The organism is Rhizobium sp. BK316 (assembly GCF_014193695.1).
Taxonomy (GTDB): Bacteria; Pseudomonadota; Alphaproteobacteria; order Rhizobiales; family Rhizobiaceae; genus Rhizobium.
This window is the reverse complement of record NZ_JACHZR010000001.1, coordinates 1426798-1451540: the sequence shown is the minus strand read 5'-3', so window position 1 is coordinate 1451540 and position 24743 is coordinate 1426798. Positions and strand designations below refer to the sequence as shown.

Annotated in this window: 25 protein-coding genes; 20 read left to right on the top strand and 5 right to left on the bottom strand. The window is 60.1% G+C overall.

Features of this window, described 5'->3' with window-relative positions; genetic code table 11:
- Positions 1–24 precede the first annotated feature (24 nt).
- Positions 25–843, bottom strand: coding sequence for an SDR family NAD(P)-dependent oxidoreductase (locus FHT87_RS06480; protein ID WP_183800374.1), 819 nt, complete (start codon positions 841–843; stop codon positions 25–27).
- A 454-nt stretch (positions 844–1297) separates the two neighbouring features.
- On the opposite strand from FHT87_RS06480, the gene FHT87_RS06475 reads away from it, so the two are divergent.
- Positions 1298–1510: a hypothetical protein gene (locus tag FHT87_RS06475; protein WP_183800371.1), complete on the top strand. Its 213-nt coding sequence runs from the start codon at positions 1298–1300 to the stop codon at positions 1508–1510.
- Between the two features lie 139 nt (positions 1511–1649).
- Here FHT87_RS06475 and FHT87_RS06470 read toward each other — a convergent pair whose 3' ends face one another.
- Positions 1650–2558 (bottom strand): LysR family transcriptional regulator, encoded by a 909-nt coding sequence (locus tag FHT87_RS06470; protein WP_183800369.1) that lies wholly within the window; start codon positions 2556–2558, stop codon positions 1650–1652.
- Between the two features lie 257 nt (positions 2559–2815).
- Here FHT87_RS06470 and FHT87_RS06465 point away from each other — a divergent pair, with 257 nt between their 5' ends.
- The 5 genes from FHT87_RS06465 to FHT87_RS06445 are packed head-to-tail and all read left to right on the top strand — an operon-like array spanning position 2816 to position 7069.
- Positions 2816–3622 (top strand): 5-oxoprolinase subunit PxpA, encoded by an 807-nt coding sequence (locus FHT87_RS06465; protein ID WP_183800366.1) that lies wholly within the window; start codon positions 2816–2818, stop codon positions 3620–3622.
- The gene (locus tag FHT87_RS06460; protein ID WP_183800363.1) at positions 3609–3851 is read left to right on the top strand and encodes an acetyl-CoA carboxylase; all 243 of its coding nucleotides are present in this window, start codon (positions 3609–3611) and stop codon (positions 3849–3851) included. Before FHT87_RS06465 ends, FHT87_RS06460 begins: the two co-directional genes overlap by 14 nt.
- Positions 3848–5233, top strand: coding sequence for an acetyl-CoA carboxylase biotin carboxylase subunit (locus FHT87_RS06455; protein ID WP_183800360.1), 1386 nt, complete (start codon positions 3848–3850; stop codon positions 5231–5233). Before FHT87_RS06460 ends, FHT87_RS06455 begins: the two co-directional genes overlap by 4 nt.
- On the top strand, positions 5233–6108 hold the full coding sequence (locus FHT87_RS06450; protein ID WP_183800356.1) for a carboxyltransferase domain-containing protein: 876 nt from the start codon (positions 5233–5235) through the stop codon (positions 6106–6108). The genes FHT87_RS06455 and FHT87_RS06450 overlap by 1 nt, the downstream gene beginning before the upstream one ends.
- The gene (locus FHT87_RS06445) at positions 6098–7069 is read left to right on the top strand and encodes a biotin-dependent carboxyltransferase family protein (protein ID WP_183800352.1); all 972 of its coding nucleotides are present in this window, start codon (positions 6098–6100) and stop codon (positions 7067–7069) included. Before FHT87_RS06450 ends, FHT87_RS06445 begins: the two co-directional genes overlap by 11 nt.
- Positions 7070–7143: 74 nt before the next feature.
- On the opposite strand, the gene FHT87_RS06440 is transcribed toward FHT87_RS06445, so the two are convergent.
- On the bottom strand, positions 7144–8154 hold the full coding sequence (locus FHT87_RS06440; RefSeq protein WP_183726448.1) for a GntR family transcriptional regulator: 1011 nt from the start codon (positions 8152–8154) through the stop codon (positions 7144–7146).
- 538 nt (positions 8155–8692) lie between these two features.
- Between FHT87_RS06440 and FHT87_RS06435 the strand changes: the two genes are divergently transcribed.
- From FHT87_RS06435 to FHT87_RS06380, 12 genes are all read left to right on the top strand, one after another.
- Positions 8693–9766 carry an ABC transporter ATP-binding protein gene (locus tag FHT87_RS06435; protein ID WP_183800349.1) on the top strand — a complete coding sequence of 358 codons (1074 nt, stop codon included), beginning with the start codon at positions 8693–8695 and terminating at the stop codon, positions 9764–9766.
- Positions 9767–9814: 48 nt separating this feature from the next.
- Complete coding sequence (locus tag FHT87_RS06430; protein ID WP_183726444.1) at positions 9815–10714, top strand: ABC transporter permease; 900 nt, start codon at positions 9815–9817, stop codon at positions 10712–10714.
- 2 nt (positions 10715–10716) lie between these two features.
- Entirely contained in the window at positions 10717–11562 is an 846-nt protein-coding gene (locus FHT87_RS06425; protein WP_183800346.1) for an ABC transporter permease, read from the top strand.
- Positions 11562–12302, top strand: coding sequence for a glucose 1-dehydrogenase (locus FHT87_RS06420; RefSeq protein ID WP_183801066.1), 741 nt, complete (start codon positions 11562–11564; stop codon positions 12300–12302). The genes FHT87_RS06425 and FHT87_RS06420 overlap by 1 nt, the downstream gene beginning before the upstream one ends.
- A gap of 13 nt (positions 12303–12315) precedes the next feature.
- Entirely contained in the window at positions 12316–13083 is a 768-nt protein-coding gene (locus FHT87_RS06415) for an SDR family NAD(P)-dependent oxidoreductase (RefSeq protein ID WP_183726440.1), read from the top strand.
- Positions 13084–13182: 99 nt separating this feature from the next.
- The gene (locus tag FHT87_RS06410; RefSeq protein ID WP_183726439.1) at positions 13183–14415 is read left to right on the top strand and encodes an extracellular solute-binding protein; all 1233 of its coding nucleotides are present in this window, start codon (positions 13183–13185) and stop codon (positions 14413–14415) included.
- A 78-nt stretch (positions 14416–14493) separates the two neighbouring features.
- On the top strand, positions 14494–15597 hold the full coding sequence (locus FHT87_RS06405; RefSeq protein WP_183800343.1) for an ABC transporter ATP-binding protein: 1104 nt from the start codon (positions 14494–14496) through the stop codon (positions 15595–15597).
- A gap of 32 nt (positions 15598–15629) precedes the next feature.
- Entirely contained in the window at positions 15630–16511 is an 882-nt protein-coding gene (locus tag FHT87_RS06400; RefSeq protein ID WP_183800340.1) for a polysaccharide deacetylase, read from the top strand.
- 51 nt (positions 16512–16562) lie between these two features.
- Positions 16563–16895 (top strand): hypothetical protein, encoded by a 333-nt coding sequence (locus tag FHT87_RS06395; protein ID WP_183800337.1) that lies wholly within the window; start codon positions 16563–16565, stop codon positions 16893–16895.
- Complete coding sequence (locus FHT87_RS06390) at positions 16885–17949, top strand: GTP-binding protein (protein WP_183800334.1); 1065 nt, start codon at positions 16885–16887, stop codon at positions 17947–17949. The genes FHT87_RS06395 and FHT87_RS06390 overlap by 11 nt, the downstream gene beginning before the upstream one ends.
- A gap of 16 nt (positions 17950–17965) precedes the next feature.
- Positions 17966–19204, top strand: coding sequence for an extracellular solute-binding protein (locus FHT87_RS06385; protein ID WP_183726429.1), 1239 nt, complete (start codon positions 17966–17968; stop codon positions 19202–19204).
- The gene (locus tag FHT87_RS06380; protein WP_183726427.1) at positions 19201–20565 is read left to right on the top strand and encodes an amidase; all 1365 of its coding nucleotides are present in this window, start codon (positions 19201–19203) and stop codon (positions 20563–20565) included. The genes FHT87_RS06385 and FHT87_RS06380 overlap by 4 nt, the downstream gene beginning before the upstream one ends.
- Positions 20566–21085: 520 nt before the next feature.
- Here FHT87_RS06380 and FHT87_RS31370 read toward each other — a convergent pair.
- Positions 21086–21217, bottom strand: a complete 132-nt coding sequence (locus FHT87_RS31370) for a hypothetical protein (protein ID WP_281411202.1) — start codon at positions 21215–21217, stop codon at positions 21086–21088.
- A 253-nt stretch (positions 21218–21470) separates the two neighbouring features.
- Between FHT87_RS31370 and FHT87_RS06375 the strand changes: the two genes are divergently transcribed.
- A complete protein-coding gene (locus FHT87_RS06375) occupies positions 21471–22619 on the top strand; it encodes a glycosyltransferase (RefSeq protein ID WP_246699569.1) in 1149 nt (382 codons plus the stop codon).
- Between the two features lie 273 nt (positions 22620–22892).
- Here FHT87_RS06375 and FHT87_RS06370 read toward each other — a convergent pair whose 3' ends face one another.
- A complete protein-coding gene (locus tag FHT87_RS06370; protein ID WP_183800331.1) occupies positions 22893–23204 on the bottom strand; it encodes a hypothetical protein in 312 nt (103 codons plus the stop codon).
- A gap of 347 nt (positions 23205–23551) precedes the next feature.
- On the opposite strand from FHT87_RS06370, the gene FHT87_RS06365 reads away from it, so the two are divergent.
- Positions 23552–24706, top strand: coding sequence for a glycosyltransferase (locus FHT87_RS06365; RefSeq protein WP_246699568.1), 1155 nt, complete (start codon positions 23552–23554; stop codon positions 24704–24706).
- Positions 24707–24743: the final 37 nt, after the last annotated feature.

The window sequence follows — 24743 nt, the reverse complement described above, 5'->3', positions numbered from 1 at the left end:
GTCCTCCCAGACCCGGCAATCGCCTCACTTAATGCGGTTCATCGAACCTCCGTCGATCACGATCTGGCTGCCGGTGACGTAGGACGAGCAGGGTGAGGCCAGATAGAGGGCCAGCCCCTTGATATCCTCCGTGTCGCCGATCCTGCCGATCAGCGACTGCTCCTCGAAGGCCTTCCGGTCGGCGGGGATCTTCAGCCGGCCGCCGGCAATATTGGTCATGAACGGACCGGGCGAGATACAGTTGACGAGGATGCCGAACATCCCCAGTTCCATCGCCATCTGCCGAACGAAATGATCGACGCCCGCCTTGGCCGGCATATAGGGCGTGCCAACGATCGCCTCGTTGATCTGGGCGGCGATGGACGACGTGACGATGATCCTGCCGCCGCCGGTCTCCTTCATGTGACGCGCGGAATGCTTCACGGTCGTGTAGACAGATGAGAGGTTGACCTCGATGACCCGGTCCCAGTGGTGGTCGTCGAGCACGTCGATCGCTCCCTCCGGGATGCGCCCGCCGGTCGTCGACAGGAAACCCGGCCCGGCGTCGATACCGGCATTGGCGAAGACCACGTCGATCCGGCCATGCCGCTCAGCCACGGCATCGAATGCCTCCTTCATGCGCGGACGGTCGGTCACGTCGACCGCCTGTCCCCACACATCGCCGCCATTGGCCTTGAGCTCTGCCACGACGTTGTCGAGCTGCGTTGGATTGAGATCGAAAATACAGACCCGCGCGCCGTTGTCGGCCATGACCTCGGCGTAAGCGCGACCGATGCCGCTGGCGCCGCCGGTGACGATGACTGACTTGTCACGAACGTCGAACATCTCTTGCAATGTCGCCATTCTTCTCCTCCCGATTACAGAGAGGCTAGCAGCGGCGGACACCCGATTTGATGATTTTTTTTAAATTTAATATATCGCCTCGTTATATTGATGAACGCTCCCATTGATATTCTCAGAATGATCCGACCGACAATCTCGCCTATAAGCGCGGCGACACCGTCTCGCTGGTGTCGCTGGTCTCTGCCGGGCTTGGCATCGGCTTCGAACCGGAATGGACACAGGATCTGCCGAACCGCGGGTGAAGAGTTCAGGCTGTTCCCAGGCGGCGAGATGGCCGCCCTTGGCCGGTCGCGCATAGTGGATGAGCTTCGGATAGGCCTTCTCAGCCCAGCTCAGCGCCCAGCGCCGCCGAACCCGCTTGTTCTCTTGATGCGTTCAAGCAGTTCACTCGCCTGCTCGCAACCAGTCGAGGTTGTGGCCTGGGAACCGCGTGAGCGCCTACCATAGTGCCTGAATGGCGACGACGACGACAAAAGCAACCACCACCACGGACGCCATTCGTAAAACAGTGCGATTGGCCTGGGCGAGTACCTGTGGCTTCGGGTCACGCTTGGGATTAAATTTGTGGCGACGTTTCTGTGGTGCTGCCGCCTGGGACGATTTGTTTCCTGCTGCCATGGCTGTTTCGCTCGACGTGCTGGATTTCTGCATGGCTAATTTAGCATGAAATCTACCTGGCGCTTAGTGCGCGACGCAGCCCGATATCCGGAACACCCCCCATCTTTTGCTGGCATCGCGTGTCGGGGAAGGTGATCCTTCCGTTCAGGATGGCTTGGTGCCGGCGGTTACGGCGGCGTCATAGGCATTTATGCGTTGGTACCCGGCAGGTTGTAGGCCTGTTGGAAATAACGGCGGAAGGCAAGCATTGGCGGGCTGAACTCGACGTTGGCCCGCCAGGCCAGACCAACATCCATCGGCGGAACCGGATCCTGGATATTCACGGTCTCGATCCGGCGCCCCTCAAGCGACCAGGGGCGATGCACCATATCGGAGAGGATGGCGACGCCAAGCCCGTTTGCCACCATCGACCTGACAGCCTCGATCGAACTGGTCCTCAAGAGCACCTTTGGCTGATAGGAGCTTCGGCTCCAGTATCGCAAGGAGGAGTGGGCTGCTTCATCGACCGTCAGCATGATGTAGGGTTCTTGGGCGATTTCACGCAAGCCGATGCCGTCGCGGCGCTGCAGGTCGTGACCTGCCGGGAGCCAGAGGCGTCTGACCGAACTCAGAAGGGTTTCGGTCGTCAGCATCGGATTGAGGATGTTCGAGGTCAGCAGCACGGAAATGTCGTAGCGATTGCTGAGAAGGCCTTCCTCGATCGATTCGCGATTGACCTCGTAGAGCTGGATTTTCAGTTTCGGATAGAGACGGCGGATACGTTCGATGTGAAGCGGCAGGAAATAGCCGATGACGGTGTAGGTCGCGGCGACGACAAGCTCTCCCTCGATATCGCTGCTGACGAGATCGAGATGGGTTGCCTCGTCGACCTTGGCCAGAATTTCATAGGCGTGAGATAAAAATTGCCGCCCGGCCGTCGTCAGTTCCATCCCTTGCGGCGCGCGATTGAACAGCGACACGCCGACCGTCAATTCGAGATCCTTGATCGCTGCAGTGACAGCAGACTGTGAGATCGACAGGCTAACGGCCGCATGCGAGATCTGCCCATATTCGGCCGTTGCGACGAAGTAGCGAAGCTGCCTTAGGCTCAGGCCCATGATGTCTCCCCATCTATTTATCTGAAAACTGCTGTGGTGAATCAGATTCGGCAGGCTTTAAATGAGCAGATTTCGACGCAAATTTACGCAACATCTCTATCATATTGATAATTATGTATAGTTTCTGCCGCCATTTTGAGCGACGGTATCAATTTATCAGATAATGATGCTTTGAAAATTGTATTTTTCAAGAGATGCCTTTCTCTCTAGCGTTTGTGCACCGCTCCTGACCGGATCGCAAATATCTGAGGACATGCATGAAGGAAGCCGTCGACATCAACTGCGACATGGGGGAGGCCTTCGGCCGGTGGCGGATCGGCGACGCGCATGACGAGGAGCTCATCTCGCTCATCAGTTCGGCCAATATCGCGACCGGCTTTCATGCCGGCGATCCCAATCTGATGGACGAGACCGTGCGGATGGCGGCCGCTCACGGCGTCGGCGTCGGCGCTCATCCCGGCTACAACGATCTGCAGGGTTTCGGACGGCGCAAGATCAACGGCACCAGCCGCGAGATCATCAACGATCTGATCTATCAGGTCGGTGCGCTTCGGGAATTCGCCAGGCGCCATGGCGTGCCCGTCCAACACGTGAAGCCGCATGGCGCCCTCTATATGGAGCTGGCGGCGAACACGGATCTGTCGCAGATATTCATCCAATATATGCGCACGGCGGCGCCGAACACGTTCGTCTTCTGCATGGACGGTTCGGCGACCTGCCTCGCCGCGCAAGAGGCCGGCCAGCCCATCGTGCGCGAGTTCTATGCCGACCGCGACTACGGCGATACAGGCTGGATCGTCTTTACCAGGGATGCGGGTCGTCCCGATCCCAAGGCGATCGCTCGCAAGGTGATCAGGGCCTGCACCGAAGGCGTCGTGCGCACCGTCAATGGTGCTGATATTCCGATCGCCTTCGATTCCATCTGCTTTCATTCCGATACTTTGGGTGCGCTCGATATCGTGCGCCACATGCGCGAGGCCCTGGTTGCCGAGGGCATAAGAATTGCACCCGTTTCACAGATTTTGGACAGTGACGCCGCGCGGAGGTCCCATGAGCAGGCTTGAGATCAGATCACCCCTTCCGGGAACCTTCTACAGGGCCTCCTCCCCTGACACACCGCCTTTCAAGTCCGAGGGCGATACCGTGGCTGCAGGCGATACGATCGGCCTCATCGAGGTCATGAAAACCTTTCAGCAGATTCCGGCCGGGCTCGACGGCAAGAACATCACCTTCCTCGTCGACAACGAAGAGCCCGTCATGGCTGGCCAGATCATCGCGGAGGTGGATCCATGACGATCCGTTCGGTCCTGGTTGCCAATCGCGGCGAGATCGCCGTCAGGATCATAAAGGCTGCCAAGGCGCTCGGCATTCGCACCGTGCAGGTCCATAGCGCCGCGGATGTCGACATGCTTGCGGTGAAGCTGGCCGACGAGGCGATCAATATCGGCTCGCCGGCTCCGAAGAAATCCTATCTGAATATTGAAGCCATCGTCTCGGCGGCGCGTTCGGCGGGCGTGGATGCCGTTCATCCGGGATATGGGTTTCTGTCTGAAAACGGAGATTTTGCCGATGCCGTCGAGGCGGCGGGGATGATCTTCATCGGGCCGAGCGGCGAAGCCATCCGATTGCTGGGTGATAAGGTGGCGGCGCGAGCGATTGCGGCTCGTGCCGGCGTGCCGACCGTGCCGGGAAGCGACGGCCGTGTGGCCGATATAGGGGCTGCCGAGGCGATCGCCGGCCGTACCGGTTTTCCCGTCATGATCAAGGCCGCTGCCGGCGGCGGCGGACGCGGCATCCGCATCGTTCGGTCGCTGGCCGAACTCAGGGAGCAATTTCCGCTCGCCTCGGCGGAGGCGGCCGCCGCTTTCGGCGATGGCGGCCTTTACATGGAGAAGGTCATCACCCGCGCCCGCCATATCGAGGTGCAGATTTTCGGCGACGGGCAGAACTTCGTACATTGTTTCGAACGTGAGTGCTCGCTGCAGCGTCGCCGCCAGAAGGTCTGGGAGGAGGCGCAAGCCTCCCTGCTGCCCGATGATGTGCGCCAGAGCCTCTGCGCCAGCGCCGTGGCGCTTGCCGCTGAAGTCGGTTATCGCGGGGCAGGCACGGTTGAATATCTCTACGACGAGGATAGCAGGCAGTTTTTTTTCATTGAAGTGAATACCCGCATCCAGGTCGAACACCCGGTGACGGAGATGATTACCGGCATCGATCTTGTGCAGGAAATGTTCAAGGTGGCAGGTGGCGCTCCCCTGTCGCTGTCGCAGTCCGATATTCGGGTGCATGGTCATGCCATCGAGTGCCGGATCAATGCCGAGGATCCGGCCAAGGGCTTTCTGCCGGCGCCGGGCATCGTGACACGGCTTTCCATTCCAGAAGGTGACGGCATCCGTTTCGATACGATGCTTTATGCCGGTTATACCGTGCCGCCCTTCTACGATTCCCTACTCGGCAAGCTCATCGTCTGGGCCGAGGATCGCAATGCCTGCCTCGACAGGCTGGCTGCCGCCCTTTCCGAGCTGACGATCGAGGGCTTGCCGACGACGACCCCTCTGCACCTTGCGCTCGCTCGCGATCCATCGGTGCGCAAGGGCGCATTCCATACGCGCTTTCTCGAATCCTGGCTGGAGACCGATTTTTCCGCGGTCGACGGCATATCAGCGGAGGTTGCCTGATGCCTGCTCGCTTCACATTCGGAGGTGACGAACATCTCTTCGTCGAATGCAGCGACGAGATGTCCCTCGAAGCCTTCTTCAAGAGCCTGTCGATGGCCAGGGGCGTGCGCGAGAGCGCCATTCGGGGCGTCACTGAAATCTGCCCCGCCAACGCTTCCTTCCAGATCAAATTCGATCCGGATCTCATCAAGCCGGACGACCTCTTACGCGAGGTCCGGGCAATCGAGGGAGCGGCCGAAAAGGCAGAGCCTGTCATTACGACCCGTATCGTCGAAATCCCGGTCTTCTACAATGATCCGTGGACGCATGAGACGCTGATGCGTTTTCGCGAGCGGCACCAGGAGCCCACGGGCACCGATCTGGATTATGCCGCCCGGGTCAACGGCTATGGAGCGGTGAAGGATTTCATATCGGCCCATGCCGGATCGCCATGGTTCGTCTCCATGGTCGGTTTCGTCGCCGGCCTGCCGTTCATGTACCAGATGGTCGAGCGGCAGCGGCAGATCGAGGTGCCGAAATATCTGCGCCCGCGCACCGATACGCCGCGGTTGACGGTCGGCCATGGCGGCTGCTTCGGCTGCATCTATTCGGTACGCGGGGCAGGCGGCTATCAGATGTTCGGCATCACGCCGATGCCGATCTTCGATCCCGCGCAATCGACGAGCTACCTACGCGATTTCATGGTCTTCTTCCGTCCCGGCGACATCGTGAAATTCCGGCCGATCGATCGCGACGGCTATGACCAGGCGGTCGAGGATGTCGACAAGGGTCGCTTCGCGCCGCCGATCCGCGAGGTCAGTTTCGACCTCCGGCAATACCAGGCCGATATCGACGGCTACAACGCCAAGCTGGAGGGCGCGCTGTATGGCCATTAAGGTTCTTCATCACGGCCTTTCCACCACTATTCAGGACCTCGGACGGCCCGGCTACTTCCATCTCGGCATCCCTGTCGGCGGCGCCATGGATCGCTATGCCATGCGGGCAGCAAATCTTCTCGTCGGTAATGATGAGGGTGCCGCCGGGCTTGAGGCCGTCTTCATGGGGCCGAAGCTCGAATTTCTCGACGATGCTCTGATTGCCGTCACCGGTGCCGATATGCCTGTCAGGATCGATGGTGAGCCGCAGCCGGGATGGACGGCGCTCAAGGTCAAGGCAGGGCAGACTGTAAGCTTTGACTTTCTGAAATCCGGGGCGCGGATCTGTATTGCCGTATCGGGGGGCATCGACGTTCCCGAAGCGTTAGGCAGCCGATCGACCTATGTGATCGGCGCCCTCGGTGGTCTTAACGGCAGGGCGATCGCTGCCGGAGATGAGCTTCCCGTCGGTTTCGGCTCGATGGCAAGCGCGGGCCGATCCGTTGCCGAAGAGCTCCGTCGCAAACCCGGCGCGCCGGCTGAGCTCAGGGTCTTGCCGGGGCTTTATTGGGACCGGTTGACGGAAGAGACAAAGCGCAATTTCTTTGCCGACCAGTGGAAGGTAGCGCCGGAGGCCGATCGTATGGGCTACCGTTTCCGCGGTGGCCGCAAGCTGGAATTCGTCGAGCGCAAGCAGCCTTTCGGTGCAGGCTCGGATCCCTCCAATATCGTCGACAGCTGCTATCCCTATGGTTCGATCCAGGTGCCGGGCGGAACGGAGCCGATCATTCTGCACCGCGATGCCGTCTCCGGCGGCGGTTATTTCATGCTGGGAACGGTGATCTCGGCCGATATGGACCTGATCGCGCAATTGCAGCCGCATACGCCGACGCAGTTCGTTGAGGTCACGATGGATCAGGCGCTGGCGGCCCGGGCGGATCGGCAGGTTTTGCTTGCGCGTCTTCGCGCGGCCCTGGCTTAGGGGATTATCGGATGGTCGCCTTCCCGAACTCCGGCTTCCCAAGCAGATGGAATAGGATCGGGATCGCCCGCGCCTCACTCGAGAACGCGGGTCAAATAGGCGGCCGTTACGCCGGGGCCAGGGATGATGGCGACGATCTTCATTTGCGCGATCGTGCGGTTGACGGAAGCTTCGAGATGGCTCTCCATCATCGCCGCAGCCGCCTGCACGGCGCCCCGCACCAGCAGTTCCACGATCAGGCGCAGCTCGGTGATGATGGCAGGGTCGCCGGGCAGACCAAGCCGCCGCAGCAATCGTTCCGTCGCCGTCACCGGCAGCAGGTTGTTGCGGATGGATTCCTTCAGTCGCTCGTTCTGCGTCGCGAGAACGCAGATATCGATGAAGTCTGCGTGGATGGTTTCCTGTGCTGCAAGATGATCGGCCGCTTCGCGCCGCTCGAGATCGCAGAGGCGCAGGAAAAGGTCGTTCAGCCGTTCCCGGTCGACCCGGCTGGCGCCGGCAACAAGGGCCTGTGGCTCCAACATGCCGCGCAGGCCGTAGTGATCCTTGATCATCTGCGCCGTCAGCGGACCGGCGATCCAATGGGACGACTGGTTCTTGCGCACGAGACCGCGTTCTCGCAGGCGGGTCAGCACGTCACGCACGACGGTACGGCTGACATTGAAGTGGTCGGCGAGTTCGATCTCGATAATGCGATACTGGCCGAAGACGACGCAGCCGGCGACATCTGCCTCGACGGTATTGTAGATGCGCTCCCAGGAGGAGCGGCTCTGCAACGCCTCGTCGGCATGGCGCGGAATGGTCAGGCCGAGCGTCTTGATATCCGTGCGGTTCGGCTCGATGCCCCGGCCGGCGGGGCCAACGAGATAGCCGCGTCCGTCGAAGCGATGCACCAGGCCTTCGCTTTCCAGCGTCTGCAGCGCCCGTTGGACGGGCGCACGCGAGATCTGCAGGATGTCGGCGATCGGACCTTCGAGCAACACCACGCCTTGCGGCAGGGTATTGTCTTTGATGTTGCCGCGCAGAACATCCTCGGCGATCTCGTAGCGCTTTTGCGCATTGGGGCGCGCACGGTCTTCGGTCATCTGATGCAATGGACTCACGTCGTTCTGATGCCTCACTCTTACGCGTTTCGTTGCGTCAACATAGCGCAAAAATAAATGAATATTGAATACAAAAGATGTTTTTATTCGCGATTTTGATTGGCGGTGCTGCGGTAGTCGCCAGCGACCTGGTCGCGATGCGTACTTTTTGCTGAATGGTTTTTGACTGTAGGCACCGCTGCCGGTGCCTGCAATAAGCGGATTTCTGCCAATTTTGTACGATGGTTGCAGCTTTTGCTCTCTTCCCGCTCCTCGCGAGATTATTTGTCGATTTAAAGATCTGGTTTTCATAAAAAAGTCTATTGAATACAAAAATCATTTATGTAATGCTCTCAACATCAAGGCGCTCGTCAGAAGCGCCATAGGTGGAACTCTTTGAAACGCCAAGGAACATCTCTTTGACGCGCATGTGATCATGCGCGAGTGCAGGCCGACGTCTGGTATCCGGATCGATGCGATCCTGGCGATGGCGGTGCTTTGCCTGAAGGATGGTCCTTGCCTTGAAACTGGTAGGAAATCGGTGTCGACCGTTCTTCAGCTCAGCCAAGTCACCAAGTCCTATGGCGCCTCAGCCGCGCTGGACAGGGTGGATTTCTCTTTGCCCGACAATGCTTATATCTCGCTGCTCGGGCCGAGCGGCTCTGGCAAGACGACGCTGCTGCGCGTTATTTCCGGCTTCGAGGAGCCGGATGCCGGTTCGATCCTCTTTCACGGCAAACGGCTCGACGGCGTGGAGCCGCATGATCGCGGCATCGGCTTCGTCTTTCAGAACTTCGCTCTGTTCCCGCATCTTTCCGTTGCCGAAAACGTCGCATTCGGCCTTCGCAACCGCAAGGTCGATCCGGTGACGGATGCCCGCGCCTTGGCAAAAAGAGTTCAGGACATGCTGTCGCTGGTCGGCCTCAAGGGGTTTGACGATCGTGCGGTCACGCAGATCTCCGGTGGCCAGCGCCAGCGCGTCGCGTTGGCGCGTACACTGGTGACCGAGCCGAAGATGGTGTTGCTGGACGAGCCGCTCGGCGCGCTCGATGCCAATCTGCGCGGCCGCATGCGAAGCGAACTCAAGATCATCCGCGAGCGCTGCGGCGTGACGTTCCTCCATGTCACAGGCAGCGAATCCGAGGCGCTGGCGATGGGGGATCTGGTGCTTGTCCTCGATCGCGGCCGCATCGCGCAGGCCGCCGCTTCCGATGTCGTCTATAATCGCCCAGCCACTGCCGCGGTCGCCCGCTTCCTCAATTGTTACAACCTCTTTGCGGGCGATGTCGTCGAGGATGTTTTCGTCGGGCCGGCCGGCCGCTTTCCCTTGAATGGATCGCGCAAGAAGGCGCCGCAGCCGGCCTATGCGATCCGCTACGATCGCGTTTCGATCCGCCCTCGCGATGCGGCGCTTTCGGATGACGAAGTCCGCATCGAGGCCGATTTTATCGCCAGCGAATATTCCGGAGCGGCGGTCAATTCCTTCTTTGCCCTCGATGGCGGCCACGTCTTCGAAGTCGAATCCCATCTGAGCCACGCCCGTCCGCCGGCTTTTGTCGAAAAGCGCCGCTACGCGCTCGTCTGGAAGAAGGAGGATGCCCTTGTTTTCGGTTGATACGAGCCCTTCGAGATCTTCCCCCGGCCCCTCCAAGGAGAGCGAGAGATGACCATGGTTGCGACAAGCGAGGAAGTGGCGCAGGAAAGCCCGACCGTGCGCCGGAAATCGAACAAGACGCTCTGGCTCCTGGCGCCGGGCATGATCTGGATGGTCGCCTTCCTCGTCCTGCCGATCCTGATGATGGTCTATGTTTCCTTCTGGACGCAGACGACCTTCAAGATCGAACCGACGCTTACCCTGCAGAGCTGGGTCACCTTCCTGACGAGCCCCACCTATCTCGGGGCGCTCTGGACGACGATCCGCATCTGGCTGCTCGTGCTGGTATCGACGCTCGTCGTCGGCTATCCGGCGGCGCTCTTCGTCGGGCTCCTCATCAAGAACAAGACGTTGCAGACCGTGCTTCTCGTGCTCTGTGTCATCCCCTTCTGGACGTCCTTCCTGATCCGGGTTCTCGCCTGGCGGCCGATGCTCGGCACCGAAGGCGCCATCAACATGATCTTGATGAAGCTCGGCATCGTGCAGCAGCCGATAGAAGTGCTGCTGTTTTCGGAACTGTCCGTCATCATCGGCATGACGCAGATCTACTGCGTCTTCATGGTGGGGCCGATTGCCTTCATGATGGGCCGCATCGACGCCTCGGTCATCGAGGCAGCCCAGGATCTCGGGGCGAGCTTCTGGCGCATCTTCCGCACCATCATCCTGCCGCTTTCCATGCCGGGCGTGGTGGTCGGCGCGATCTTCGTTTCCGTCATGGTTCTCGGCGAATTCGCAACCTCCGCCGCTCTGTCCGGACGCAAGGTCAATCTGCTCGGCAATATCATCGTCACCCAGGTCGGCTCATTGAAATGGGCCTTTGCGGCGGTTGCCGGTGTCGTCCTGACGATCGTCATGGGCGCGGTCGTTGCAGCCCTGCTCAAGGTCGTCGACCTCAGAAAGGAGCTCTGATCATGAATGCTGGCGGCATCAAGTTCGGCCTGGGCGTCTATACGACCCTCTTCCTGATCTTCCTCTACGGACCGCTCGTCGTTCTGGCGATCCTGTCGTTCCAGACCGGGCCTGAGGGCGGTCCGCAATTTCCGATCATCGAATGGTCGACCTATTGGTACCGGCATCTCTTCGGTCTGACGCCGCCCTCGCGCATCGCGCCCCTGCCGATCGACCAAGCGCTGATCCGCTCGCTTTCGCTGGCCCTGATGACGATGATCGTCTCGACCGTGCTCGGCGTTATGTCCGCGCAGGCCTTTCGCCGCAGGTTCCGCGGCTCGGGCGCGGCCTTCTATCTGATCGTTCTCGGCATGATGGTGCCGGGCGTGCTCGTCGGCCTCGGCATGGCTCTTGTCGCCAACACTTTCGGCATCGACCGTCATTGGTGGAGCACGGCCTTCGTCCTGCATGTCGTCTACACCTTCCCCTTCGCCTTCCTGGTCATGCTCGCCATCTTCAACCGGTTCGATCCGAGCATGGAGGAAGCATCCTGGTCGCTCGGCGTCACGCCAGCGCGCACCTTCCGCAAGGTCACGTTCCCGCTGATCTTCCCGGGCGTGCTCTCGGCCATGCTCTTTGCCTTCACGCTGTCCTATGACGAGTTTTCACGGACCCTGTTTGCTTCCGGCCGCGAGCTGACGTTGCCGCTCGCCATCTACGGCACCTTCTCTGTCGAGGTGCATCCGAACGTCTTTGCCTTCGGCGTCCTGACCACGCTCTTTTCCTTCGCGCTCCTCGGCACCTACGCGATCCTGATGAGTCTGTCGGTGCGACGCGCCAAGCGCCTCAGCATCCAGGAGGACGCATGATGACGCAGAAGGTTTCTGCCATCGTCACCGGTGCCGGCTCCGGTATCGGCCGCGCCATTGCGCTGCGTCTTGCAGCCGACGGTTATGCGGTTCTGGTCAACGACCTCTCGGGGGACCGTGCCCAGGCGGTTGCCTCCGAAATCATCAAGGCGGGCGGTGTGGCGACCGCGATCGCCGGCGACGTTGCGCAGCCCGGGCACGTGGCGGCTATCCATGCCGCCGCCAAGGCCTCGCACGGCGACGTTACCCTTCTCGTCAACAATGCCGGCATCGCGCATCAGGCGGCGTTCGAGAACCTCGAGCTCGAGGATTTCGACCGCATGTTTGCGGTGCATGTGCGCGGCACCTTCCTGATGACGAAGGCGGTCATGCCCTCGATGCTGGCCCGCGGGGAGGGCGTCATCGTCAACGTCGCCTCCCAACTCGGGCAGATCGGCGGCATCGAACTGGTTCACTACTCTGGCGCCAAGGCCGCCATCATCGGCATGACCAAGGCGCTCGCTCGCGAGGTCTCGGGCCGCGGGGTTCGCGTCAATGCCGTGGCGCCCGGACCGATCAATACGCCGCTGGTAAGCGCTCTTTCCGAAGAGTGGCGCGAACGCAAGAAGCGCGAACTGCCGCTCGGCCGGTTCGGCGAACCCGAAGAGGTGGCCGCGACCGTGGCGTTCCTGGCGTCGCCGGCAGCAAGCCTTTTTGTCGGCCAGACGCTCGGGCCGAATTCCGGCGACGTGATGCTTTGAAGGAGAAAAGCAGATGGACAGTTTAGGCAAGCGGGTCGTCATCGTCACGGGCGCGGGCATCGGCATCGGCCAGGCGGCAGCCAAGGCCTTTGCTGCGCTCGGCGACCATGTCGTCGTCACCGACATCCTCGAAAAGGAGGGCGAGGAGACCGTTCGCGCCATTCTCACTGCCGGCGGTTCGGCCGAGTTCCACCTTTACGACGTGCGCTCGACCGAGGCGGCGAACCGGCTCGTCGCCAATGTCGAGGCGCGCTTCGGCAAGATCGACATCATCGTCGCCAATGCCGGCGTCGCACACAGGACACCCCTCGACAAGCTCACCGACGACAAGTGGGACATGACGATGGATATCGACCTGAAGGGCATCTTCCGGCTGGTGCGTGCCGCCGTACCAGGCATGCGCGCCCGCAGATCCGGTAGCATCGTCGCCCTCTCGTCGATCATGGGCGTGGCCTATGGATGGGACGAGCATGTCCATTATTCGGCGGCGAAATCCGGGGTCGTCGGCCTCGTGCGCGGGCTTGCCGTCGAGCTGGCGAAGGACGGCATCAGGGTCAACGGCATTGCACCCGGCTACATCCGCACGGCTCAGCTTCTTTCGGAAGAGAATTCGCTTGGCCCCGCAGGAGCCGAAAAGGCGGCCGAGTTCATCCCCATGGGCAGGCTCGGCGAGCCGGACGACATCGCCGACGTGATCGCATTCCTCGCCTCGAACGGCGCGAGATACATGACCGGTCAGGTTCTGGTCGTGGATGGTGGCCTCCTTGTGGGCCGGTACTGATCGTCATCGCCCCGGCGAGGGCCGGGCAGAGGCGATATGGCAATGAAGCAGGCCCACAAAGGGCTCAAGGGAACAGCAATCAGCACTGGAGAACATGAAATGTCCAAAATGGAAATGAACAGACGCTCTCTGTTGAAGCACTCCGCTGGCGTGATGGCGCTTGCGATCGGGGGCGGCACGCCCTTCCTGTCGTCGCGGGCGGCCTACGCGCAGGCTGCCAACCTTGCCAAGGAGCAACTGCGCACCATCGGCCTTTCGGTCACGGTCCAGGAGCGTATCCTCGACGACTTCCGCAAAGTGAGCGGCGTCGGGCAGACCTCCGGCACCGCGGCGACCTTTCCGGACGCCCAGACCAAGATCCTTTCCGGTTCCAAGGATTACGATTGCTGGGAGATCATCGGCGAACGTCTGCCCTCGATCGTCATGACCGACAATGTCGAGCCGGTCCCGGCCGCCTCCTTGAAGAACTGGGCCAATATCCGCGATACCTTCACCACGCCCTCGGACAAGTGGGAGCCGAAGCAGCAGATCGTCGGTCAGATCTGGGCAGATGACGCCAAGACGACGCTGAACATGGTGCCTGCGGTCTATAACTACGATTCTATCGGCTACAATCCGGACGTTCTCTCCGCCGAAGAAGCCAACACCTGGTCTGCGATCTTCGATCCGAAGTGGAAGGGAAAGTCGGGCCTCAACACCGACCCCCTGATCGCCTTCGGCCAGGCCATCATGGCGATGAATACGCTTGGCCTTCTGAACGTCAAGAATCCCGGCAATCCGAACACGGCCGAAATCGACGAAGCGGCGAAGTTCCTCGTCTCCAAGAAAAAGGACGGGCAGTTCCGCGCCCTGTGGGGTGATTTCGGCGAGCTGGTCAACCTGATGGCATCCGGCGAGATGGTGGTCTGTGACGCCTGGCAGCCGGCTGTCATGGCGGTCAAGGCGCAGGGCAAGGCATGCAAATATGCCGTGCCGAAGGAAGGCTATCGCGGCTGGGCGATCGGTCCGTCGATGATCGCAGGCACGCCCAACAAGGAAGCCGTGATCGCCTACGCCGATTACTGGCTGTCCGGCGAGCCCGGCATTACCGTGTCCGAACAGGGCTATTATTCGCCGTCCACCAACATCCAGAAGGTCATGGCTCCGGACAAATATGCCTTCTGGTACGAAGGCAAGCCGTGGGTCGGCGCTGCCGAGCGCGGCATCAAGGAAGGCGATCTGCGCGATGGCGGCTCATTGGCGGAGCGCGCCAAGAACGTCGCCTACTGGCATCAATGGCCGGATGAATACGACCATCTCGTCCAGAAGTGGGATGAATTCCTCAACGCGTAAAGTGGCGGCGTCAGCCATCCATTCTCAGCTCTGCGGGGAGGCGATGTCCGCCTCCCCGGCCAGGCTCGGAGATCTCTCATGATGTATGATTTGGAACTCATCAATGTCGGCAAGGTCTATGACAATGGCACGCCCGCCGTCATAGGCTTCAATCTTTCGATCAAGAAAGGCGAATTCATCGCCTTCCTCGGGCCGTCGGGCTGCGGCAAGACCACGACTCTCCGCATGATCGCCGGCTTCGAAAGCATTTCCTCCGGCGACATGATGATCAAGGGCGAGCGCATGAACGATGTGCGGCCGCAGAAGCGGCCGACATCGATGATCTTCCAGAACTATGCCCTGTTTCCGCATATGACTGTGCGACGGAATGTCGGATATGGTCTTGAGGTCAAGGGCATGGCGAAGGCCGAGCGTGACGCGCGGGTCGATCGTATCCTCGCCACCCTGGGCCTGGAGGATATCGCCGAGCGCAAGCCCGACAAGCTCTCCGGCGGTCAGCGTCAGCGCATCGCTCTTGCCCGCGGCCTCGTGGTCGAGCCGGATGTACTGCTTCTTGACGAGCCGCTGGGCGCCCTCGACGCCAATCTGCGCAAGGCGATCCAGAACGAACTCAAATTGCTGCAGAAGAAGCTCGGAGTAACGTTCGTGTTCGTCACCCATGCCCAATCGGAAGCACTGGCGCTGTCCGACCGCATCGTCGTCATGAACCAGGGTAGGGTGGAACAGATCAGCCCGCCGCATCAGCTCTATACGCGCCCGAATACGCCGTTCGTGGCGCAGTTCATCGGCCGCAACGCCATCTTCGAGGGCGAGGTTGCCGGCACCGAGGCCGACAGCACATTCGTCTCGACGTCGTTCGGCACGCTGTCGGGCTGCGCCAATGGCGGCCTCTCCAGCAAGGTCAACATCGTCATCCCTTCGGAGGCGATCGAGGTTCATGCGGCTGGCGGCCCGGCGCGAGAAAATCTCGTCGAGGTTTTTGGCGGCAATGTGGTCGGCGCGCGCGTCGAGCGTTTCGACGTGGTCGGCCATATCTCGCAGATCGGCATCAGCCTGCCGGACGGCCGCGGTTTGGCCCTGGAAGCCCATGTCGACAAATATCGGCCCGGCGCTTTTCCGATAGGCGCCCCGGTCATGCTTACCTGGGATCCGGCCGACGCGACCGTCATTCCAGCTCGCTAATTAGAGAAAACGCGATTGAAGGAGATCATCTCATGGCAAAGGAAATCCTGTGTAGTTTTGGCGTCGACGTCGATGCGGTGGCCGGCTGGCTCGGCTCTTACGGCGGGGAGGATTCGCCCGATGATATTTCGAGAGGGCTCTTTGCCGGTGAGGTCGGCAGCCCGCGGCTGGTGAGGCTCTTTGAACGGTTCGGCATCAAGACGACGTGGTTCATTCCCGGCCACTCGATCGAGACCTTTCCGGAGCAGATGCAGGCTGTGGCCGATGCCGGCCATGAAATCGGCATCCATGGCTACAGCCACGAAAATCCGATCGCCATGACGCGCGAGCAGGAGACCGAAATCCTCGACAAGTGCATCGAACTGGTGACCAGGCTTTCCGGCAAGCGCCCGACCGGCTATGTCGCGCCATGGTGGGAATTCTCCAATGTGACCAACGAACTGCTTTTGGAGCGCGGCATCAAGTATGATCACTCGCTGATGCATAATGATTTCATGCCCTACTATGTGCGCGTCGGTGACAGCTGGACGAAGATCGACTATTCGCGCAAGCCCTCGGAATGGATGGTGCCGCTGAAGCGCGGCAAGGAAACCGATCTGATCGAGATTCCCGCATCCTGGTATCTCGACGATCTGCCGCCGATGATGTTCATCAAGAAATCCCCGAACAGCCACGGCTTCGTCAATCCGCATCACATCGAGCAGATGTGGCGCGATCAGTTCGACTGGGTCTATCGCGAAATGGACTACGCCGTCTTCCCGATCACCATCCATCCCGACGTCGCCGGCCGGCCGCAGGTGCTGATGATGCTGGAGCGTCTCTACGCGCATATGATCAAGCATCCCGGCGTGAAGTTTGTCACGATGAATGAGATCGCCGACGATTTCGCCGCCCGCTTTCCGCGAAAGAAATAGCCGGCTAGTTTGAAAGACCGAGAGCATCAATTCTGAAGGAGGCGGATCGCCATGTGTTCACTATGCGGCGTGCTCGGCGGCAATGAGCACTGGACGGATGCCGCGGCACGACCGGGTGTGTTCACGCGCAATCATGGCAGCCCCGACAGGCGGCGGGAGCGTGCCGAGCGCGTGCGCGCCGCCAACGAGATGCTCTCGGGTCTCGGCCTTGTGCTCACCGACTGGCAGGGCGCGTCCTTCGTGTTGTCGACGCGAACGGGCAGGAGCGAGATCATCGAGGATCTCGGTCATCTCTGGCCAGCGGCCGAAACGCTCGCAGGCCGGTCCTGCGATCCACTTGATGTTGCCTTCATCGCCAGGATGGAGGCGCGATATGTCGATTGAGGCCAGCGACTTTCTGCCGATCAATCTGCTGACGGGCTTCCTCGGTTCCGGCAAGACGACACTGCTCAAGCGCATCCTGGCGGATCCGGCCTTTGCCGATACGGCAGTGCTCATCAACGAGTTCGGAGAAATCGGGCTTGATCACGATCTCGTCGAAAGCGTCGACGGCGAAATGGTGCTGCTGCGCTCCGGATGCGTCTGCTGCACGGTGCGCGACGAACTCGCCGCCGCACTCAAGGAGCTTTATTCCCGCCGCGAACGTGGGCTTTTGCCACCATTCCGGCGTGTCATCATCGAAAGCACGGGCCTTGCCGATCCCTTCCCGGTTCTGTCGACCATCAAGGCCGATCCGGTGCTCAGGCATCACTTTTGCGCCGGCAACGTGATCACGACAATCGACGCGGTGAATGGGCTGCGACAGCTCGACACCTACATCGAATCGAACAGGCAGGCCGCCGTCGCGGATCGGTTGATCGTTACCAAGACCGATCTTGCAGCAGGCTGCGAGGGACCGGCCCTTCAAGCTCGTCTTCGTACACTCAATCCCGACGCCCCGATTCTGGTGGCGGCCGATCCGGATCTCGATCTCTCCTCGCTGGTCGCCGCCCAGAGCAACGTCTCACCCATAAACGGTCTGTCGCAAAGCGGCTTTTACTGCGAGGAGCCGGTGGAGCTCGTCTCATCGGACGGTGCGACGCATCAAGCCGCCATTTCCTCGATTTCGTTCAGCATCGACAGGCCTGTCGACTGGACGGCTTTCGGGCTCTGGCTGACCATGCTGCTCAATCGGCATGGGGAGCGGATACTGCGCGTGAAGGGCATACTCAATCTCAGCGGCGAGGAGCGCCCCGTTGCCGTTCACGGCGTCCAGCATCTGGTGCATACACCGGTGCATATGAGTGGATGGCCTTCGGCGGATCACACCTCGCGTCTGGTCTTCATTCTTGACGGGCTCGACGGCGCTCTATTGAAACGCTCCTTCGAAGCCTTCACACCGGCGCGGATGCCGCAGATGTCGTCGGTTACATCTTACCCGATCGCCGCGGCGCAATGAGACAACCGGTCCATCCATGAACAAGCACCGATCCGTCGCAACATCTCTGTCTGTTCCTGCTTTGCATCTGGAGGGGCGGCCGCGCCTGCGCGTGCTCGGCACTGCGATCTCATTGCTGGAGGAACTGCGCCTGCGCGCGCAGGATGATCTGGGTATCGATGTGTCGTTCGACAACAACGACTTCTTGACGACGCAGTACAAGGCGGCCCGCGAACCGGACACCTACGATATCTACGATCAGTGCTTCCACAATCTCGATATCGTCTGGCACTGGCGCGCGATCCAACCGGTGGACACCCAGCGCATCGTTTTATGGGATGAGGTCAACGATCTGACAAAGACCGGTCACATCGGCCCCAACCCCCGAATGGGACTTGGCGACGTGCCGGCGCGCAAGCTGTTCGTTCAGCCCAATCTCACTCTCGGCGACACGCCGTCGCGCTTCGTCTCGATGCTGCCGACGACGCATAATTTCGATAGTTTCGCTTATCGGACCGATCTGGCACCGAATGGCGTCGGGATGCATTCCTGGGGTGCGCTCTTCGACGAGCGATGGGCGGGCAGGGTGGCGCTGGTGGATGAGCCTGCCATCGGCATCTTCGATGCGGCGCTGGCCGCACAAGCTGCCGGTCTCATGTCGTTCGACAACATCGGCAATATGTCCATTCAAGAGATCGATCAGCTGATCGATCTCCTGGAGGAGCGCAAGAAGGCCGGCTTCTTCAGAGATTTCTGGAAAACCGCCGAGGATGCGGCGCGGCTGATGATCGCCGGCGAGACCAGCGTCCAGAGCATGTGGTCGCCCGGCATCGGCATTCTGAATTCGAAGGGTGTGCCGGTCGAGCAGGCCGTGCCCGCCGAAGGCTATCGCGCCTGGCATGGCGGCCTGTGCCTTTCGAAACATTTGAACGGTCGCCTCCTCGAGGTCGCCTACGACTATCTGAATTGGTGGATATCGGGATGGCCAGGTGCCGTCGTCGCGCGGCAGGGATACTATATTTCCACGCCGCAGCGCTCGCGTCAGTTCATGACGCCGGCCGAATGGGACTACTGGTACGAGGGCGCCGCCGCTGCCGAAGACCTGCCGGGTCCGGACGGGCAGATCAGGATAAAAGCCGGCTCTCTGCGCAGCGGCGGCTCGTACTGGCAGCGCGCCAATTGCATTGCGGTTTGGAACACGACAATGGACGAGCACAATTATTTGGTGCGCCGATGGATGCAGCTGGTGGGCAGTCGGGGAGAACAGGCTCAATGACACACGGACATCTCGGCAAATCGATCGCGCAATTGTCGGTGCTGATCCAGTCCGGCAGCCTCGATCCGGTTGCGCTGGTCGAGGAGAGCTTCGATGCGATCCGCACCCATAAGGATCAAGCGATCTTTACGCGGCTGCTCGATACGCGTGCGAAGGAAGAGGCGGCTGCTTCGTCGCGGCGGCTGCGGGAAGGGCGTTCGCGCGGGCTGCTGGACGGCATTCCCGTCGCCTGGAAGGACCTTTTTGCTGTTGCCGGCCTGCCCACCACGGCCGGGTCGATCGTGCTTGCGGATGCCGAACCTGCGCAGGATGATGCCGATGTGGTCAAGGCCCTGAAAGCGGCCGGCATGGTTGCCGTCGGTCGCGTCAATATGAGCGAGTTTGCTTTTTCCGGCCTTGGCCTCAACCCCCATTACGGCACGCCGCTCAATCCGTTGGCCCCCGATGTCGCGCGGATTCCTGGCGGTTCGTCTTCCGGTTCTGCTGTTGCCGTCGCGGCAGGTCTCGTGCCGGTTTCGATCGGAACGGATACAGGCGGTTCGGTACGCATCCCCTCAGCATTCAACGGGCTCGTCGGATATAAGGCAAGTCGTGGCCGCTACAGCATGGCCGGGGTCTTTCCCCTGGCGACCAGCCTCGATTCGCTCGGGCCTCTTTGCCGAAGTGTCCAGGACGCCGTCTGGGTCGATGCGGCGATGCGCGGCCGTGCGGCGCCTGATGTCATGCGCGCAAGCCTCGACAGCCTGTCGATCGTCGTGCCGACCAACATCGTCATGGACGATGTCGAGGACGGTGTGGCCGAGGCATTTCAGGCCGGGCTCGCCCGGCTGACGGCTGCCGGTGTCAAGGTGCGGCATGCCGCTTTTCCAGCTTTCGACAGGCTGTTTCAGGTGATGGCGGAGCACGGCCCGCTCGTGACCGCCGAAGCCTTTGCCGTTCATCATCGCCGCCTGGCAGGCCCCGAGGCTGAGCGCATGGATCGGCGCGTCGTCGCTCGCACCCGCCTGGGCGAAAAAATCACACTGGTCGGCTATCTCGAGATCCTGAAGGCACGAGAACGATTGATTGAGGACATCGCTGGCATGATCGGACCGAACGAGCTCGTCGCCTACCCCACGGTCGCCCATGTCGCACCGGCACTTGCGCCGCTGGAAGTGGATGATGAGCTGTTCGTCAGCGTCAACTTCAAAACGCTGCGCAATACCTTGATCGGCAATTTCCTCGATTGGTGCGGAGTGTCGCTCCCTTGCGGGACTGGAGAGGCCGGCATGCCGGCGGGACTGCTGCTATCGGCTCCGCATGGCCGGGACGACTACCTATTGGCCATGGCAATGGCCTTGGAAGATATCGTTGCCGGGTAGACCGACCCAACGCGCTCAGTTCCGGCACCGTGATTCCAAGGAAAACGACTCCGTCACTCTGTGTAAACGAACTCGACATCGCGTACCCTATGAGTGGGACGACAATCATCAACACATAGAGAGCAATATGGGCTGCCTTGGCGGCAGCGACCTCCCATTTGCCGAGGCCGGTCGGCAACTCCGGTACTCCCGCCCATATGCAAAATACGAGTCTCAAAGATACGAGAAGGAATATCAGCAGTCCGAACGACTTGTGAAGCGGGTACAAGACCTCTGGCCCGGACTCGCCTGCCGAGGTCATCACCCAACCGAGTGCGATCATCGCCAACACGATCGCCGCCATGATCCAGTGTAAAACGCGAATTGCCAGCGGGTATCGAGCTTTGCTCATAGTAATCTATCCGTGGATGGCCGACCACGTCACCTGCCAGCGATGGACCTATCCGCTGCTCGTGGTTGGAAAACTGCCTGGCATATTGCAGGGCGTTGCCGAGCTGTATAGGCATCAACGGCCTGGAAATCATCCATACCGGCGATCTTCGCCGAAGCTCCACGCCATCTGTGCACACGCCAAATATAAGCCAGCAATATCAAGTCGATAGAAAGGAGCGATGATGCTCGTCTGCCGCTTGATCATCTTCTGCGTCATCATGGCAGTCTTCGCCATCATGTTCTCGACCGCGGTCATAGACGCGCATCGAGAGGAGTTCATACCGCGCGCGCTGTATATGGAATGAGATGGATGGACTGGCGCAATTTTCTTCGAACTCGACGAATGGGTCATGCAACATGAGGTGGTGCCTGTCGATCTCTCCGAGATTAAATCCACCAAACATTCATATGTCGTCCACTAAACTGCAACATGCCGGCGATATGAAAGGAGATCAAATAGCGGATGGGGGCTGATGCCTGTTAATTTGCAAAGCATCGGTGCGAGAAGCAGGAACTTGTTGTCACCTTCCATCGACGGGAAGGTCTCGTCTTCGGCGATGCGCAAGCTGCGCATCCTGCATCTACTTTTCGCAGACGAAATTGCAGGGTCAGAGAGGCACTGTATCGACCTCGCCAATGGACAGGCTGTTCTCGGGCATGAGATTCACGTCGTCGGATTTCGCGACTCGCCGATCGTCCCGCTGCTCTCCGACAAGGTCAATTTTCACGGGTTCTCGACTGCGCTACTGCGTGGGATGAGACTGCGACAGTTGATTGCGAAGGCCGGAATCGAGGTCGCGCATGCACATCACAGCCCAGGAAGCAGAACCCTTGCCAGCGTCCCCGATAGCGTGACGACGATTGCGACCCTGCATGTCGGGTTCAAGCCGAAGCGACACGCACGGATGGACGGCGTCATCTGCGTGAACCGCGATCAGTTGTCCCGCCTCGACGGTTACGCCGGTCAAGCAGGTTTGATTTCGAACTGGCTGCCAGATGCGGTGAGTGGGGAGGCCGTAGACCTGCGTTCCAAATTGAATCTGCCTCGTGAAACGCGGTTGGTGGGCGCCGTAGGTCGACTGCATCCCAGCAAGGGAAACGACGTCCTCATCGCAGCCTTCAGACGATCTGCGCCAGAAAATGCGGCGCTGATTATAGTCGGCGAAGGGCCGCAGCGCAGCGAGTTGAAAAAGATTGCGGGAGGCGACCGTCGAATTCACTTGCCGGGTTATACAGACAACGTGCCCGGATTTCTGCGCAATTTGGACCTGTTCGTCTCCCCGTCTCGCGAGGAATCGTTCGGTCTGGCCATACTTGAGGCCATGCGTGAAGGACTCCCCATTATCGCAACAGCGACGAAGGGACCCTCGGAATATCTGCATGGCCATCCAGTCAATCTGGTGCAACCTGGTTCCATCGACGACATGTCAGCGGCCCTGATTGACGCCCTTAAGCCTCAGGGCGTTGTGGGCCACGTGCGCGTCGAATATGATCTGAGTGCTTTTTCTCGCTCGACGGGTATCGCCAATGTCCTTGATTTCTATCGCGAAGTTGCTGACAGAAAACAGCGTGTCGACACGAACCCTGCCAAGGCGCCGTTGCTGTATGTTGGCCAGACCTAGGAGTGATTTACGCACCCTTTCACCAATCAACACGCTCGCAAACTCCGCAAACGCACCGTGATGCGAAAGTTCAACCTGCCATCCGATGACAGGTATCGATATTTTAGCTGGGAGCCTGAAAGACGCCTCTGGAGATCTGCTCATCAACGCACTGAATGCGCTTTGGCAGCGAGCGTCCAATCGGTCGAGCGCCGGACAATGAAGGTTATGCGGCGATCGAATCCGCGATGTCGCCGAGATTGTCGACGGCGATGAAGGGTGCGTAAGGAGCTCTCATGCCACTGCTCCCCGCGCCAGCCAGCCGAGAACTCCGCCGAGGATCAGCGCAGCATAGGCGACGCCAGCGACCGCGAATTGGCCGGCAAATACAAAGCCTGTGATAGCGCCGGACAGGCCGGTCAGGATGCAGATGAGGATGGTGTCTGCTCCCCTCCGAGAACGATCATCTGCAATGCGACGCTGCTCCTCGGCAGCTTCGCTGATAATGCAAGGATCGTTTCGAGAAAGCACAGTCCCATGGTCGCGTGGATATTGCCCGTGGTCGAAATCATCAACACCGTCGTTTCTCCCCTGTTCAGCCTGCATCAAAAGGTCGCCTTTCTATCTGCCGTCCGTCGACCCGACAGACGGAAAATCGCTGATATTTTCACTGTGAACTCTTCTCCAGTGGAGGGGGAATAAGGTTTCCGGCCCTTTCTTTCGCTCCACTATCGGGGCCTGCGTTCAGTTTGTTCGCAGGCACTGTGGAGTTTAGATGGAGGCCGTTGCTGGTTATCGACGCAGCCCAATGTGCAGGAAAGAGTTCACGAGGCCGGTCCGCCTATCCAAAGGTCCAAAGTCGAATTCATTCCTCCTTCGAACATCCACACAACTTCCACGCATCGCCAACGTCGTGACGTTATGGAGACTTCCATCCAGCGGTTGGAAACTCGATGTCCGTTAGTTCACGAAATGGCGACACAAGTCGCGTTGCAACATTTGAAAGCTCTCCCCATCCTTCTATGGATCAAGGAGCGTCATCCCCCGGCAACCGGAAAGCAACAAGCAAGCAACGAATCCTGCATGTGCTTTTTTCTTCTCGAATAGCGGGATCGGAAAGGTATTGTATCGACCTTGCCAACGGGCAGGCAGCCCTTGGGCACGAGGTGCATGTTGCGGGAAGATTTGCCTCTCCGATGGCCGCCCTCCTTTCCAAGGATGTCGTCTTTCACGGCTTCGCGACGCCTTTCTTACGCGGCATGAGATTGCGACGGTTGATGATAAGCGCGGCGATTGAGATTGCTCACGCACATCTCAGTCCTGCCTGCAAGGCGCTTGCCACTGCTCCTTCCAGCGTATCAAAGATTGCAACGCTGCATGTCGGCTTCAAGGCAAAGCAACATGCCAGCCTCGACGGCGTGATCTGCGTGAACCGTGCCCAGTTGTCACGTCTTGGCAACTATACCGGCCAAGCGCGCCTTATTTCGAACTGGCTGCCGGCTGCGGAAGAGGGCGAGAATTTCGACCTGCGTTCGAAATTGAAGTTGCCGCGTAAAACGACACTCGTCGGCGCCGTAGGACGGTTGCATCTGAGCAAGGGTTACGATGTCCTGGTGTCGGCCTTTCAACAGGCTGCCCCTGATGACGCGGCGTTGGTCATTGTCGGCGGGGGACCGCAGCATGCAGCGTTGAAGAGCCTTTCCAAAGGCGACAGCAGAATTCATCTGCTGGGGCATAGCGATAACGTCTCCGGATTTTTACGCAATCTGGATCTGTTCGTTTCTCCGTCCCGCGAGGAATCGTTTGGCCTCGCCATACTTGAAGCCATGCGCGAGGGGCTTCCCATAATCGCGACAGCGGCAGAAGGTCCGTCGGAGTATCTGCGTGGCCATCCGGTGACCCTCGTGGAGCCTGGCTCTATCGACCGCCTTGCTGTGGCTCTAGGCGATGCATTCTATGTAAAAGCCGCCGTCGGCCTGTCCCGTGTGGTTTACGAATTGAGCTCGTTTTCTCGAACAGACGGCATTGCCAATGTTCTCGATTTCTATTCCCAGGTTGCCAGAGGGAATGCAGCCCCAATCTCCTCAGATACCTCCCGCCATCTCTGACAATTTACGATCCCTCCACCCAACCTCCATTCGGCCG

Excerpts from the sequence above, each read along its gene's own strand:
- FHT87_RS06460 (WP_183800363.1), top strand. The coding sequence starts at position 3,609 with ATGAGCAGGCTTGAGATCAGATCACCCCTTCCGGGAACCTTCTACAGG.
- FHT87_RS31370 (WP_281411202.1), bottom strand. The coding sequence starts at position 21,217 with ATGATGACGCAGAAGATGATCAAGCGGCAGACGAGCATCATCGCTCCT.
- FHT87_RS06395 (WP_183800337.1), top strand. The coding sequence starts at position 16,563 with ATGTGTTCACTATGCGGCGTGCTCGGCGGCAATGAGCACTGGACGGAT.
- FHT87_RS06385 (WP_183726429.1), top strand. The coding sequence starts at position 17,966 with ATGAACAAGCACCGATCCGTCGCAACATCTCTGTCTGTTCCTGCTTTG.
- FHT87_RS06405 (WP_183800343.1), top strand. The coding sequence starts at position 14,494 with ATGATGTATGATTTGGAACTCATCAATGTCGGCAAGGTCTATGACAAT.
- FHT87_RS06415 (WP_183726440.1), top strand. The coding sequence starts at position 12,316 with ATGGACAGTTTAGGCAAGCGGGTCGTCATCGTCACGGGCGCGGGCATC.
- FHT87_RS06470 (WP_183800369.1), bottom strand. The coding sequence starts at position 2,558 with ATGGGCCTGAGCCTAAGGCAGCTTCGCTACTTCGTCGCAACGGCCGAA.
- FHT87_RS06380 (WP_183726427.1), top strand. The coding sequence starts at position 19,201 with ATGACACACGGACATCTCGGCAAATCGATCGCGCAATTGTCGGTGCTG.
- FHT87_RS06480 (WP_183800374.1), bottom strand. The coding sequence starts at position 843 with ATGGCGACATTGCAAGAGATGTTCGACGTTCGTGACAAGTCAGTCATC.
- FHT87_RS06445 (WP_183800352.1), top strand. The coding sequence starts at position 6,098 with ATGGCCATTAAGGTTCTTCATCACGGCCTTTCCACCACTATTCAGGAC.
- FHT87_RS06375 (WP_246699569.1), top strand. The coding sequence starts at position 21,471 with ATGCCTGTTAATTTGCAAAGCATCGGTGCGAGAAGCAGGAACTTGTTG.
- FHT87_RS06390 (WP_183800334.1), top strand. The coding sequence starts at position 16,885 with ATGTCGATTGAGGCCAGCGACTTTCTGCCGATCAATCTGCTGACGGGC.
- FHT87_RS06465 (WP_183800366.1), top strand. The coding sequence starts at position 2,816 with ATGAAGGAAGCCGTCGACATCAACTGCGACATGGGGGAGGCCTTCGGC.
- FHT87_RS06370 (WP_183800331.1), bottom strand. The coding sequence starts at position 23,204 with ATGCAGGCTGAACAGGGGAGAAACGACGGTGTTGATGATTTCGACCAC.
- FHT87_RS06400 (WP_183800340.1), top strand. The coding sequence starts at position 15,630 with ATGGCAAAGGAAATCCTGTGTAGTTTTGGCGTCGACGTCGATGCGGTG.
- FHT87_RS06440 (WP_183726448.1), bottom strand. The coding sequence starts at position 8,154 with ATGACCGAAGACCGTGCGCGCCCCAATGCGCAAAAGCGCTACGAGATC.
- FHT87_RS06425 (WP_183800346.1), top strand. The coding sequence starts at position 10,717 with ATGAATGCTGGCGGCATCAAGTTCGGCCTGGGCGTCTATACGACCCTC.
- FHT87_RS06365 (WP_246699568.1), top strand. The coding sequence starts at position 23,552 with ATGTCCGTTAGTTCACGAAATGGCGACACAAGTCGCGTTGCAACATTT.
- FHT87_RS06455 (WP_183800360.1), top strand. The coding sequence starts at position 3,848 with ATGACGATCCGTTCGGTCCTGGTTGCCAATCGCGGCGAGATCGCCGTC.
- FHT87_RS06410 (WP_183726439.1), top strand. The coding sequence starts at position 13,183 with ATGTCCAAAATGGAAATGAACAGACGCTCTCTGTTGAAGCACTCCGCT.
- FHT87_RS06420 (WP_183801066.1), top strand. The coding sequence starts at position 11,562 with ATGACGCAGAAGGTTTCTGCCATCGTCACCGGTGCCGGCTCCGGTATC.
- FHT87_RS06430 (WP_183726444.1), top strand. The coding sequence starts at position 9,815 with ATGACCATGGTTGCGACAAGCGAGGAAGTGGCGCAGGAAAGCCCGACC.
- FHT87_RS06450 (WP_183800356.1), top strand. The coding sequence starts at position 5,233 with ATGCCTGCTCGCTTCACATTCGGAGGTGACGAACATCTCTTCGTCGAA.
- FHT87_RS06475 (WP_183800371.1), top strand. The coding sequence starts at position 1,298 with ATGGCGACGACGACGACAAAAGCAACCACCACCACGGACGCCATTCGT.